This window comes from Mycobacteriales bacterium (genome assembly GCA_035690485.1).
Taxonomy (GTDB): domain Bacteria; phylum Actinomycetota; class Actinomycetes; order JAFAQI01; family DASSKL01; genus DASSKL01.
Map to the genome: position 1 here is coordinate 1 of DASSKL010000098.1, position 12,785 is coordinate 12,785.

12 protein-coding genes are annotated in these 12,785 nt (G+C 71.3%); 3 read left to right on the top strand and 9 right to left on the bottom strand.

The window, feature by feature from the left end; translation table 11 throughout:
- The 4 genes from VFJ21_14815 to VFJ21_14830 all read right to left on the bottom strand — a co-directional run.
- Positions 1-468: N-acetyltransferase (locus tag VFJ21_14815; protein HET7408392.1), on the bottom strand; the 468-nt coding region annotated here is incomplete at its 3' end.
- A 22-nt stretch (positions 469-490) separates the two neighbouring features.
- Entirely contained in the window at positions 491-2,296 is a 1,806-nt protein-coding gene (gene aspS, locus VFJ21_14820) for an aspartate--tRNA ligase (protein HET7408393.1), read from the bottom strand.
- Complete coding sequence (hisS, locus tag VFJ21_14825) at positions 2,293-3,549, bottom strand: histidine--tRNA ligase (GenBank protein HET7408394.1); 1,257 nt, start codon at positions 3,547-3,549, stop codon at positions 2,293-2,295. The genes aspS and hisS overlap by 4 nt, the downstream gene beginning before the upstream one ends.
- Positions 3,550-4,239: an MBL fold metallo-hydrolase gene (locus VFJ21_14830; protein HET7408395.1), complete on the bottom strand. Its 690-nt coding sequence runs from the start codon at positions 4,237-4,239 to the stop codon at positions 3,550-3,552.
- Positions 4,240-4,373: 134 nt separating this feature from the next.
- On the opposite strand from VFJ21_14830, the gene VFJ21_14835 reads away from it, so the two are divergent.
- The 3 genes from VFJ21_14835 to VFJ21_14845 all read left to right on the top strand — a co-directional run bounded on the left by VFJ21_14835 (position 4,374) and on the right by VFJ21_14845 (position 6,282).
- On the top strand, positions 4,374-5,177 hold the full coding sequence (locus VFJ21_14835) for a peptidylprolyl isomerase (GenBank protein ID HET7408396.1): 804 nt from the start codon (positions 4,374-4,376) through the stop codon (positions 5,175-5,177).
- Between the two features lie 183 nt (positions 5,178-5,360).
- Complete coding sequence (locus VFJ21_14840; GenBank protein HET7408397.1) at positions 5,361-5,777, top strand: hypothetical protein; 417 nt, start codon at positions 5,361-5,363, stop codon at positions 5,775-5,777.
- Between the two features lie 244 nt (positions 5,778-6,021).
- Positions 6,022-6,282 (top strand): hypothetical protein, encoded by a 261-nt coding sequence (locus tag VFJ21_14845; protein ID HET7408398.1) that lies wholly within the window; start codon positions 6,022-6,024, stop codon positions 6,280-6,282.
- Positions 6,283-6,302: 20 nt separating this feature from the next.
- Here the strand turns inward: VFJ21_14845 and VFJ21_14850 are convergent, their stop codons facing one another.
- The 5 genes from VFJ21_14850 to yajC all read right to left on the bottom strand — a co-directional run bounded on the left by VFJ21_14850 (position 6,303) and on the right by yajC (position 12,712).
- Positions 6,303-8,582 carry a bifunctional (p)ppGpp synthetase/guanosine-3',5'-bis(diphosphate) 3'-pyrophosphohydrolase gene (locus VFJ21_14850; protein ID HET7408399.1) on the bottom strand — a complete coding sequence of 760 codons (2,280 nt, stop codon included), beginning with the start codon at positions 8,580-8,582 and terminating at the stop codon, positions 6,303-6,305.
- Positions 8,583-8,755: 173 nt separating this feature from the next.
- Entirely contained in the window at positions 8,756-9,316 is a 561-nt protein-coding gene (locus tag VFJ21_14855; GenBank protein ID HET7408400.1) for an adenine phosphoribosyltransferase, read from the bottom strand.
- A complete protein-coding gene (gene secF, locus VFJ21_14860; protein HET7408401.1) occupies positions 9,313-10,488 on the bottom strand; it encodes a protein translocase subunit SecF in 1,176 nt (391 codons plus the stop codon). The genes VFJ21_14855 and secF overlap by 4 nt, the downstream gene beginning before the upstream one ends.
- A 1-nt stretch (position 10,489) precedes the next feature.
- A complete protein-coding gene (gene secD, locus VFJ21_14865; GenBank protein HET7408402.1) occupies positions 10,490-12,205 on the bottom strand; it encodes a protein translocase subunit SecD in 1,716 nt (571 codons plus the stop codon).
- Between the two features lie 60 nt (positions 12,206-12,265).
- Complete coding sequence (gene yajC, locus VFJ21_14870; protein ID HET7408403.1) at positions 12,266-12,712, bottom strand: preprotein translocase subunit YajC; 447 nt, start codon at positions 12,710-12,712, stop codon at positions 12,266-12,268.
- Positions 12,713-12,785: the final 73 nt, after the last annotated feature.

The window sequence follows — 12,785 nt, forward strand, 5'->3', positions numbered from 1 at the left end:
GTAGGCCGGGCGTCCCTGCGGCGGCGCGCCACCCAGCAGGAGCGCCTGGAAGTGTGCGGGCGGCCAGCCCTCGGGTGTCTCGATGCCGTGCTCGTCGGCGCGGGTGAAGCCGAAGCGGGAGTAGTAGGCAGGATCACCGAGCACCAGCACGAGACGTGCCCCGTCGGCAGTGGCCGCGTCGAGCGCCGCGCGCACGACGGCAGACCCGACACCGTTGCCCTGGACCTCGGGCACCACGCCGACGGGCGCGAGTGCCAGCGCGTCGGCACCGCCCACGGTGACGCGTGACAGGAGCGCGTGGCCGACCACCGTGCCATCACCGACAGCGACGTAGGAGTAGGCCGCATGCCCACCGGCGACGAGGGCGTCGACCAGGTCGCCCTCGGCGTCGCGGCCGAAGGCGGCCGCATGGACGGCGTGGACGGCGACGGCGTCGTCCGGCGACGCGGCCCGCACGGTCAGCGTCACGAGCACGACCCCTCGGAACGCGTCACGAGCGCTTCTCGTCCGGCGGCGCCTCGTCCGGGATCACGTCGATCCCGGCCTCGGCGCGCTGCTGGGCGGTGATCGGGGTCGGCGCCCCGGTCAGCGGGTCGCCGCCGCTGGACGCCTTGGGGAAGGCCATGACCTCCCGGATCGCGTCGGTGCCGGCCAGGGTCGCGGCCAGCCGGTCGAGCCCGAAGGCGATCCCGCCGTGCGGCGGCGGGCCGTAGCGGAAGGCCTCCAGCAAGAAGCCGAACTTGCTCTCCGCCTCATCGCGGGTCAGCCCGATGACGTCGAACACCCGCTGCTGCATCTCGCGGCGGTGGATACGGATCGAGCCGCCACCGAGCTCGATGCCGTTGCCGACGACGTCGTAGGCCCGGGCGAGCGCGTGCTCCGGGTCGGTGTGGAACTTCTCCGCCCACTCGCCGGTCGGCGCCGTGAACGGGTGGTGCACCGCCGTCCAGCGCGCGGTCGCCGCCTCGCCGACGGCCGGGTTGTCGTCGGACACCGGCTCGAACATCGGGGCATCGACCACCCACAGGAAGCGCCACTCCCCCTCGCGCACCAGCCCGCGCTGGCGCGCCACCGCCAGGCGAAGCGCGCCGAGCAGTTCCAACGTCGTACGCCGGGGACCGGCGGCGAACAGGATCGCGTCTCCTGGCCGCGCGCCGGCGGCCGCAGGCAGCGACGCCAGCCGGTCCGGCTCCAGCTTGGTGACAGAGCCGCGCAGCTCGCCGCCGTCGGCGGGCACGATCAGCCAGGCGATGCCCTTGGCACCGCGGGAGCGAGCCCAGTCCTGCCAGCCGTCCAGCTCCTTGCGGGTGTAGTCGGCGCCCCCGGGCACGACGACTGCCCCGACGTGCTCGGCCTGGAACACCCGAAACTCCGTGCCGGCGAGGTGGTCGCTGAGGTCGACCAGCTCGAGCTCGAACCGCAGGTCGGGCTTGTCGGAGCCGTAGCGGCGCATCGCCTCGGCGTAAGTCATCCGCGGGAACGGCGTCGCCAGCTCGACGTCGAGCACGTCGCGCCACAGCTCGACGAGCAGCTCCTCGGTGAGCGCGAAGACGTCTTCCTCGTCGAGGAAGCTCATCTCGACGTCGAGCTGGGTGAACTCCGGGGTGCGGTCGGCGCGGAAGTCCTCGTCGCGGAAGCAGCGGGCGATCTGGTAGTAGCGCTCGAGACCCGCCACCATCAGCAGCTGCTTGAACAGCTGCGGCGACTGGGGCAAGGCGTACCAGTGCCCGGGTTGCAGCCGCACCGGCACCAGGAAGTCGCGGGCGCCCTCCGGCGTCGACCGGGTCAGGTAGGGCGTCTCGACGTCGAGAAACCCGTGCCGCTCCATCACCCGGCGGATCACGGACACGATCTGCGCGCGGGTCCGCAACGCCCGGGCGGGCCCGGCGCGGCGCAGGTCGAGGTAGCGGTAGGTCCACCTGGTCCGCTCGTCGACGCCGCTGTCGATGGCGTCGGAGCCGTGGATCGGGAACGGCGGCGTCTCGCTCTCGCTGAGCACCTGCACGGCGTCGGCGACCACCTCGATCTCTCCGGTGGCCAGCTCCGGGTTGGCGTTGCCCTCCGGACGTTCGCGCACCTCGCCGGTCACGCGCACGCACCACTCGCTGCGCAGCCCGTGCGCGAGGCCGGCCGGCTCGCCCTCGCGGAAGACGACCTGCACGATGCCACTGCCGTCGCGCAGGTCGATGAAGATCACGCCGCCGTGGTCCCTGCGGCGCGCAACCCAACCGGCGAGCGACACCTGCGTGCCGGCGTCGGCGCGGCGCAGCGTCCCCGCCTCGTGCGTGCGGATCACGGCAACCTCTTCCTCACCTGCGCGACGACGTCGTCGGCGGACACGGCCTGCTGCTCACCGGTACTCAGGTCCTTGAGCTGTACGACGCGGGTGGCGAGCTCCTCGGCACCGATGACCACCGCGAGCGCGGCACCCGATCGGTCCGCCGCCTTCATCGCGCCCTTGAGCCCGCGCCCGCCGTAGGCCATGTCGGTCGGGATACCCGCGCGACGCAGCTCGTCGATCAGCGGCACCGTGAACCGGCGCGCGTCCTCCGACAGCGGCACGGCGAAGACCGCGCACCGGGCGGGCGGCTCGCCATGGACGCCTTCCGCGTCGAGGGCGAGCAGCGTGCGCTCGACGCCGAGCGCCCAGCCGATGCCCGGCAGCGGCGGGCCGCCGATCGCCTCCGACAGCCCGTCGTAGCGCCCGCCACCACCGACCGCCGACTGCGCGCCGAGCAGCGGGTGCTGCAGCTCGAAGGTCGTACGCATGTAGTAGTCGAGGCCGCGCACCAGTCGCGGCGCCTCCTGCCACGAGATCCCGAGGTCGGTGAGGTGCGCGCGGACGAGGTCGTAGTGCACCCGGCACTCCTCGCACAGGTGCTCGACGAGCGCCGGCGCGTCGGCGACCAGCGCCTGCACCTCCGGCCGCTTGTCGTCGAGCACGCGCAGCGGGTTGACCTCTGCCCGCCGGCGGGTGTCGGCGTCGAGCGGCAGCCCGGCGAGGAACTCCCGCAGCTGCTCCGTGTAGGCCGGGCGGCAGACGCGGTCGCCCAGCGTGGTGAGCAGCAGCTCGGTCCGCTGCAGCCCGAGCCCGCGGAACGCCTCGACCGCGAGGGCCACCACCTCCGCGTCGAGCGCCGGGTCGTCGACACCGAGCGCCTCGATGCCGACCTGCTGGAACTGCCGGAAGCGGCCGGCCTGCGGCCGCTCGTGGCGGAACATCGGCCCGGCGTACCAGACCTTCACCGGCAGCTGCCCGTGGTGCAGCCCGTGCTCGACGACCGCCCGCACCACCCCGGCGGTCCCCTCGGGTCGCAGCGTCAGCGACCGGCCGCCCTTGTCGGTGAAGGTGAACATCTCCTTGCTGACGACGTCGGTCGACTCCCCCACACCGCGGGCGAACAGCGCGGTGTCCTCGAAGATCGGCGTGTCGATGAGGGCGTAACCGGCCAGCCGCGCGGGGGCGAGCAGTGCGCCGCGAACCTCGAGCCAGCGGGCGGAGTCCGGCGGGCGGACGTCGTAGGTGCCCTTCGGTGCGCTGAACGGCATCTAGAGGCCCCGCGTCGGCGGCGACCCGGCACCCAGCTCGAGCAGGAACGGGTTGCTGATCCGCTCGCGCCCGATCGTGGTCTCGGGTCCGTGCCCGGGGCGTACGACGGTGTCGTCGGGCAGCGGCAGGCAGACGCGGGCGAGCGACTCGAAGATCTGCTGCGCGCTGCTGCCGGGGAAGTCGGTGCGGCCGATGGACCCGGCGAAGAGCAGGTCGCCGGAGAAGAACTCCAACCGCCCGCCGCGGTCGGTCGTGAACGCGACCGAGCCGGCCGTGTGCCCGGGGGCGGCGTCGACCCGGATGTCCATGCCGGCAAGGGTCAGGGTCTCGCCGTCGGTCAGCAGGCGGACGTCGTCGGGCTCCGCCCACTCCAGCCGGCCGAACAGCGGCGTGCCCGGCCGGATGCCGACCTTGGTCCACGGGTCGGCCAGCTGCTCGCGGTCGGCCGGCGCGATCCAGGCCGGCACCCCCTTGGCGCCACAGACCGGCATGACCGCCCAGGTGTGGTCGAAGTGGCCGTGGGTCAGCAGCACGGCCACCGGCTTGAGCCGGTGTCGCTCGAGCACGTCGTCGAGCGCCCGCTCCGCCCCGATGCCGGGGTCGATGACCACGCACTCCTCGCCGTCGGCGGGCGCGAGCACCCAGCAGTTGGTCTCCGGCGGACCGGCGGGGAACCCGGCGACGAGCACGGTCGTCCTCTTCTGCGGATCGGTGTGGGAGCGGTCATGAGCCTATCGAGGCGGCACGCGTGGCGGCGAACCCGTTACGGCGTACGCCGTCCCTACACTGGCCGCCGTTTGCAGCGTCGACCCGGAGGAGCACCGTGCCCGGCAGCAAGCGCGAGCGCGAACTCGCCCGGCGCCGTTACGAGCGCCGGCAGGCACAGCGCGTCGAGGTTCGCCACCGTCACCGCCGGCGTAACACGATCATCGCCCTGGTCGCCCTCGTGGTGGGCGGTGGCGGGGGCGCAGCGGCAGCGGTACTCGCCGGTGGCGGTGGCACCGACAAGGTGACCACGGCATCGCCGACTCCGACGCCGTCCGCGGCGGCTGCGGCCGTTGCCTGCGGCGGGTCGAAACCCGCGGCGCCGAAGAAGTTGTCGTGGCCCAAGGAGCCGCCGATGTCGATCGACACGGCGAAGACCTATGCGATGACGCTCGACACCTCGTGCGGGCAGATCACCGTCGCGCTGGACGCGAAGCAGGCGCCCCACACCGTGAACGCCTTGAACTTCCTCGCCGGCAAGGGTTTCTACGACGGCACGTTCTGCCATCGCGAGACGAGCTCAGCGACCCTGACCGTGCTGCAGTGCGGCGACCCGACCGGCACGGGCGAGGGTGGCCCCGGCTTCACGCTGCCGGAGGAGAACCTCAAGGGCGCGACCTACGGCCGCGGAGTCGTGGCGATGGCGAAGACCTCGGCGCCGCACTCGACCGGCAGCCAGTTCTTCCTGGTCGACAAGGACAGCCAGCTGCCGCCGCAGTACACGGTCGTCGGGCACATCACCAAGGGGCTCGACGTCCTCGACAAGATCATGAAGATCGGGCTGAACCCGGTGAACGGCCCAGGCGACGGCGCGCCGAAGGCGAAGGTCTACCTCGACCACGTCACGGTGACCGCCACGTAGAGCGCGCCCAGCTCGACCGCCCGATCACTCTCCGTCATTCTTTTCCTACCGCTTGTCATGACATTGGTCGATTTGCCACGCTGGCGGTCAGGAGCGAGGCGCCGGCCTCACCGACGCGCAGCCGTATCCCGATCCGGACGCGCGTCGTTGGTGCAGCAACCGTCGCTCCCGGAGGGGGGACCCATGAACGTGCTGCGCACTCGCCGGTCCGATGCCGCGCCGGCCATCGTGCTGCCGGAAGAAGATCCGACGACGGGGCACCTGCGTGACGAGTCCGATCCGGACCCGCTGGTCGAGGCGCTTACCGCGCGGCTGCGCAAGCAGTTCCCGGAGTCGCTGAGCTGCGACGAGTGGGGCCGGCCCGTCGCCTACCGCCACGTGATCCGGGCGGCCCTGTCGGCGTTGCCGCCACACGTCACCCGCGAGCTGGCGGAGCGCCTGAGCGAGCACGACGAGCCTGAAGAGCTTTCGCTGGCCTACGTCGACCTCGACGAACCGGCCGCCTCGCTCCCCGAGCCCACGGGGACGGGCGCCCCGCTGGTGTTCTCCGAACCCATGGCCCACGGGGTGGGTTGGCCGGAGTGGTCACCCGCCTTCTAGCGACCCCATACCGTCGCCTAGCGCGGAGCCCGGCGCGCGGTCGTCCACAGCCAGCAGGCGAACCCGTCGAGCGCCAGACCCAGGAGCAGAATCGGCAAGTCACCCATGACCGCTCAGTGCCCACTGGCGCCCCGGTCCGAACGGCTCATTGACGCGTGGCTGTTCGGTCCGTTTGTGACGTTCGTTTCGGTGGAGATGGTCGGGACATGTTCCCCTGGTGACCGCCACCCGCCACGATGACTGCGTGGCCCCCGCACCGCTCCCCCCTGCCCCGGCATCCCCGCCGGCCGGCGGTGACGGTGACGCGCAGGTGCCGCCCGACGCCGTCGACGTCCGTGACCGGGCCAGGTCCGACGCCCCGGCACTGGTCTGCAAGGTCTGCGGCGAGCGCATCGAGTCACTGACCGTCGCCGACGGCCGCGAGGTGCTCGACCTGGTGCGGTTCCAGGAACGCCACGCGAACTGCCTCGCGGCGAGCGCCGATCACGTCACGACCCGGCGCTAACGGAGAGCCGGCTGGGGCCGCTAGGCGCCGGTCACGCGGTAGGCGTCGTAGACCCCTTCGACGGTGCGCACCAGCTGCAGCAGGTGACCGAGGTGCTTGGTGTCACCCATCTCGAAGGTGAACCGGCTCACCGCCACGCGATCGCGCGTCGTGGTGACCGATGCCGACAGGATGTTGACGTGGGCGTCGGAGAGCACCCGCGTCACGTCGGACAGCAGCCGGGTGCGGTCGAGCGCCTCGACCTGGATCGCGACCAGGAAGACCGAGCCTGACGTCGGCGCCCACTCGACGTCGACGATCCGCTCCGGCTCCGCCGACAGCTGGTCGATGTTGACGCAGTCGGACCGGTGCACCGACACACCCTTGCCCCGGGTGACGAAGCCCATGATGTGGTCGCCCGGCACCGGCGTGCAGCATCGCGCGAGCTTGACCCAGACGTCTGAGACGTCCTTGACGACGACGCCCGGATCTCCGACCGACCGCGACCGGGGCCTGGTGCGGCTGGGTACGGCGGTCTCGGCGAGGTCCTCGGCGGCGCCGTCGCGCCCGCCCATCGACTGCATGAGCCGCTCGACCACCGACTGCGCCGACAGGTGGCCCTCGCCGACCGCGGCGTACAGGGCCGAGACGTCGGGGTAGCGCAGGTCGCGCGCGAGTGTTGGCAGCGCGTCGCCACCGAGCAGCCGCTGCAGCGGCAGGCCCTGCTTGCGCATCGCCCGGCTGATGGCGTCCTTGCCCTCGTCGATCGCGTCTTCTCGCCGCTCCTTGGCGAACCACTGCTTGATCTTGTTGCGGGCTCGCGGGCTCCTGACGAAGCCGAGCCAGTCGCGGCTCGGTCCGGCGGTCTGCGCCTTGGAGGTGAAGACCTCGACGACGTCGCCGTTCTCCAGGGTCGACTCGAGCGGCACGAGCCGACCGTTGACCCGGGCGCCGATGCAGCGGTGCCCGACCTCGGTGTGCACGGAGTAGGCGAAGTCGACCGGCGTCGCGCCCTGCGGCAGCGAGATGACGTCGCCCTTGGGCGTGAAGACGAAGACCTCGTTGGCGTGCAGGTCGAAGCGCAACGAGTCGAGGAACTCGCCGGGGTCGCTGGTCTCGCGCTGCCAGTCGAGCAGCTGGCGCAGCCAGGCCATCTCCTGGGAGTCGCCGCCACCCTTGGCCGGTGTGGCGATGGCCCCGCCGTCCTCCTTGTACTTCCAGTGCGCGGCGATGCCGTACTCCGCGCGGCGGTGCATCGACCAGGACCGGATCTGGATCTCGACCGGCTTGCCCTCGGGCCCGATGACGGTCGTGTGCAGCGACTGGTACATGTTGAACTTGGGCATCGCGATGTAGTCCTTGAACCGCCCGGGGACGGGTGACCACAGCGCGTGGATCGTGCCGAGGGTGGCGTAGCAGTCGCGCACCGACTCGACCAGCACGCGGATGCCCACGAGGTCGTAGATGTCGGTGAAGTCGCGGCCGCGGACGATCATCTTCTGGTAGATCGAGTAGTAGTGCTTGGGCCGGCCGGTGACGGTGGCCTTGATCTTCGCGCCGCGCAGTTCGGTCTGGATCATGTCGACGACCGACGCGAGGTAGGTGTCGCGCGACGGCGCCCGCTCGGCCACCAGGCGCACGATCTCCTCGTAGCGCTTGGGATAGAGCGTTGCGAACGACAGGTCCTCGAGCTCCCACTTGATGGTGTTCATGCCGAGGCGGTGCGCGAGCGGGGCGTAGATCTCGAGCGTCTCGCGCGCGATCCGGTCCTGCTTCTCCTTGGGCAGCCAGCGCAGGGTGCGCACGTTGTGCAGGCGGTCGGCGAGCTTCAGCACCAGCACCCGCGGGTCACGCGCCATCGCGACGACCATCTTGCGAATGGTTTCGGCCTGCGCCGCCTCGCCGTACTTCACCTTGTCGAGCTTGGTGACGCCGTCGACGATCGCGGCGACCTCCTCGCCGAACTCGCGGCGTACGTCGTCGAGCGTGAGCGTGGTGTCCTCGACGGTGTCGTGCATGATCGCGGCGAGGATCGTCGGCACGGCCATGCCGAGCTCGGAGACGATCGTCGCGACCGCGAGCGGGTGCGTGATGTAGGGGTCGCCGCTCTTGCGGAACTGCCCGTTATGGCACCGCTCGGCGAGCTCGAACGCGCGCTGCACGATGCGCAGGTCGGCCTTCGGGTGGTGGGTGCGCACGGTCTTGAAGAGCGGCTCCAACACCGGCGGCGTGCCACCGGACTTCGGGCCGCCCAGGCGCGCCAGGCGCGACCGCATGCGACGCGCGGCCTCCGGGAGGCCGGTGTCGCTGACCGGCACCATGTCGGCAGCGGCCGCGGCGGCCTCGGGCGCGGGCTCCTCGGGCGCGAGCGGCTCCGGCGGCTCGGCGACCGTGGTGTCGCGAAGCGCGCCTGCCGGGGCCGGTTCAGTCGGCACGGGCCGCTCCTCGTCTAGTCCTGATCAGGATAACGACGAGACGCCCCCGGCCCATTTCTTCACACCTGTAACAGGGCGTGGACGTCGAGCCCGGTGAGCCGTTGTCGGCCGTTGAGGAACATCAGCTCGAGCAGCACCGAGCACCCCACGACCTCTCCCCCGGCCTGCGAGACCAGCCCGGCGGTCGCCGCGGCGGTGCCGCCCGTGGCGAGCACGTCGTCGACGATCAGGACGCGGTCGCCCGATGCGAAGGCGTCGCGGTGCACCTCGAGGGTCGCGCTGGCGTACTCCAGGTCGTACGACGCCTCGAAGGTCGGCGCGGGCAGCTTGCCCTTCTTGCGGACCGGGACGAACCCGGCACCGAAGTGGTAGGCGACGGGTGCGGCGAGGATGAAGCCGCGCGCCTCGATGCCCACGACCTTGTCGACCGTGCCGCGGCCGTGGTGGGCGACGATCGCGTCGACCGCCCCCGCGAACGCCACGTGGTCGGCGAGCAGCGGGGTGATGTCCTTGAAGACGATGCCCGGCCGCGGGTAGTCGGTGATGTCGCGGACGTGGTCGCGAAGCCACGCCTCCAGGTCGAGCGGCGTGCTGGGTCGCTGCCGGGTGCCGGTGGTCACCGGTTGCGCTTCTTGCCACCGCGGCGCTTGGACCGCTGCCGGCTGCCGGGGCCGGCCGGCCGAGAGGCTCGCGGCGGCGCGCTGACCGGCCGGTCGGGGAAGGCGCCGCCTCCGTCGTAGGTCATGGCGGCGCCGGCGGCCGGGGCGGCGACGGCGGCGGCCTCGGCGACACCGGTGGCCACCTGCTCGTCGCCGCGCTGGGTCTCCTTCGCCTGCCGGCTGGCGACCCGGCGCTGCAGCGCCTTGAACTGCGGCTCGCGCTCCTTCATGTCGCACAGCAGCGGCGTGGCGATGAAGATCGACGAGTAGGCGCCGGCGGCCAGACCGATGAGCAGCGCGAGCGACAGGTCCTCGAGCGAGCCGGCTCCGAGCAGGCCGGAGCCGATGCCGAGCAGGCCGGCGACCGGCAGCAGCGCGATGATCGAGGTGTTGATCGACCGCATCAGCGTCTGGTTGACGCCGAGGTTCGCGGCCTGGCTGTAGGTCATGCGGCTGCCGCCCGCGAGGCCGACGGTGTTCTCCCGGACCTTGTCGAAGACGACGACGGTGTCGTAAAGGGAGTAGCCGAGGACGGTCAGCAGCGCGATGACGGTGTCGGGGCTGACCTCGAAGCCGCTGAGGGAGTAGATGCCTGCGGTGAGCAGCAGGTCGTGCAGCAGCGCGACGATCGCCGCCAGCGCCATCTTCCAGTCGTAGCGCATCGACAGGTACAGGATCACCGCGATCAGGAACACGACGAGGGACAGCAGCGCCTTGTTGGTGACCTGGCTGCCCCACGACGCGCCGACCGTGTCGACGTTGATGTCGCCGCGCTTGACGTCGAAGCGTTTGTTCAGGACGTCTTCGACCTTGCTGACGTCGCCGGTGTTGAGGGTCTGGGTCTCGACCCGCAGGTCCTTGCCCGCGCCGGTCGACTGGACGATCTCCGGGGTGATGCCGACGGACTCGAAGGCCGAGCGTGCGTACTGCTGCGAGTGGCCGTGGGCGGGGAACGAGAACACCGCCCCGCCCTTGAAGTCGATGCTCGGGTTGAGGCCGCGGATCGCCAGGCTGCCGATGCTGATCAGCAGGATGCTGCCCGAGATGAGGTACCAGAGCTTGCGCCGGCCGATGAAGTCGATCGACAGCTCGCCGCGGTAGAGCCGGCCGGGGATGCTTCCGATCCGGGACACCTCAGGCCTCCTTCGTCGCGGTCGGCCGCGACGCGCGCAGCGGCGGTTGGGCGGTGCGACCGATCCGGTCGATCGACAGCCCGGAGAAGCGGTGCGGTGTGCGGTAGAGCCGGGTGCGCACGAGCAGGCTCATCAGCGGCTTGGTGAAGAAGAACACGATGAACAGGTCCGAGAGCGTCGAGAGGCCGAGAGTGAACGCGAATCCGCGCACGCCACCGACCGACAGCAGGTAGAGGATCACCGCAGCCAGGATCGACACGGTGTCGGCGGACAGGATCGTGCGTCTCGCCCGTGGCCAGGCGCGTTCGACGGCGCTGCGCAGACTGGTGGCGCGGCCTTCGTGCAACTCGTCCTTGATGCGTTCGAAGTAGACGACGAACGAGTCGGCGGTGATGCCGACCGCGACGATGAATCCCGCGATGCCGGCCAGGGTCAGCGTGTAGTTGATCGAGTGACCGAGCAGGCATGTGGCGGCGTACAGCAGGCCGCCGGACAGCCCGAGGCTGAACAGCACGAGAAGCCCGAGCAGCCGGTAGTAGATGAACGAGTAGATGAGCACGAGTCCCAGGCCGATCGCGCCGGCGATGAGCCCGCCGTGCAGCTGGTCGGAGCCGAGCGTCGGCGACACCGTCGAGACGCTGGAGAGCTCGAACTTCAGGGGCAGGGCGCCGTACTTCAGGACGTTGGCGAGGTCCTTCGCCTCCGACTCGGTGAAACTGCCGGTGATCTGCGCCTGCCCGCCGAGGATCGGGTTGATGATGCGTGGCGCCGAGACGACCTGACCGTCGAGCACGATGGCGACGAGGTTCTGCGGGCTGCCGCTACCGGCGTCGTAGGCCTTCTGCGTGAGCCTGCCCCACGCAGAGGTGCCCTTGCCGTTGAAGCTGAGGTCGACCTCCCAGCCCTGCTGACCGAGGACCGCGCTGGCGCCCTTGATCATCGTGCCGAGGACGGTGGCCTTGTCGAGCAGGTACTTCGCGCTGCCGTCCTGCTGGCAGGCGACGATCTGCTTGTCGGGCACGTCGAGATTGGCGAGCGACTCGCGGACCTTCGGCTTGGTGCAGTCGATGGTGGCGTAGAGCTCCTGCGCGGTGGCGTCCTTGGGCAGTACGCCGCTGCCGTTGCTCGCAGCCGCGCTCGCGCTCGGCGTCGGAGTCGGAGTCGCGGACGGCGCCGGCGAGGCGGAGCTGCCGGCGGCGAGCAGGTCGCCGCTGAGTACGCGACCGCGAGGCGAGCTGCTGGTCGCCGGTTTGGCGGAGGTGCTCGTCTTCGGAGTCGCGCTGGTCGCGGGGCTACCGCTGGCGGACGGGGTGACCTGGGGCGTCGCCGTCGTCGGTCCAGGCGCGCCCTGGGCCAGCACCTGGCGGAAGCGCAGCTGGGCGGTCTTGCCGACCCGGTTGACGACCTCGTCGTGACCGGCACCCGGCACCGCCACGACGATGTGGTCGTTGCCCTGGGTCGTGACCTGTGCCTCGGCGACACCGATGCCGTTGACCCGCTGGCGGATGATGTCGACGGCCTTCGACAGCGCCGACGACGTCACCTTGCCGCCGCCGGTCGTCTCCGCGGTGAGGATCGCCTGCGTGCCCCCCCGCAGGTCCAGCCCGAGCTTCGGCTTCGTCTCGCCGGTCAGCCCCACCGCAAGGTAGAGCCCGGCGAGGAGGATGCCGACGACCGCCAGTGCCCGCCACGGTCGCGGGGCGTTCGCTGGTGCCACTGCCGTCCTTCTTCCTCGGTGGTCGCTGCCCGCGCGCGCGTCAGGACCAGGTTGCTCGGGTCAGGCCTTCGCCGGTGCCGACTGCTCCGCGGACGGCCCGTGGGCGACCTCGTCCGCCGGCGCCTCCGCTGCCGGAGCGTCGACCGTCTCGGGCTCCCCGTCGGCCTCGTCCTCGTCGACGGGCGTGATCACCCGGGCGACGACCTGGGGCGAGAAGCGCGAGTGGACGCCGGGCGCGATCTCGAGCACGATCGCGTCGTCCTCGACCGCGACCACGGTCGCGAACATCCCGAACGTCGTCTGCACCTCGACTCCGGGCGCGACGTTGCGACGGTTCTCGGCGGCCTGCTTCGCGCGGTTGCGCTGCGGCCGGATGATGAACATGTAGAAGACGCCGACGAGCAGGATGATCGGCAGGAAGGCGCCGAGCGAGCTGCCGCCGCTGCTGTTCGAGTTCGCCGCAAGCGGGCCGAGCGCGGTCAGCACCGCACCGCCAGTGTGGATCACGGGTGTTGCCCTCCATCGGGGTGGCCGCGGGCCGCAACGCGACGGGCCATGGGAACCTCCGCCCCCGGCGTAC

Bases quoted from the DNA above. Each gene is read 5' to 3' on its own strand.
- hisS (HET7408394.1), bottom strand. From the start codon at position 3,549: ATGCCGTTCAGCGCACCGAAGGGCACCTACGACGTCCGCCCGCCGGAC.
- VFJ21_14840 (HET7408397.1), top strand. From the start codon at position 5,361: ATGAACGTGCTGCGCACTCGCCGGTCCGATGCCGCGCCGGCCATCGTG.
- VFJ21_14850 (HET7408399.1), bottom strand. From the start codon at position 8,582: ATGGTGCCGGTCAGCGACACCGGCCTCCCGGAGGCCGCGCGTCGCATG.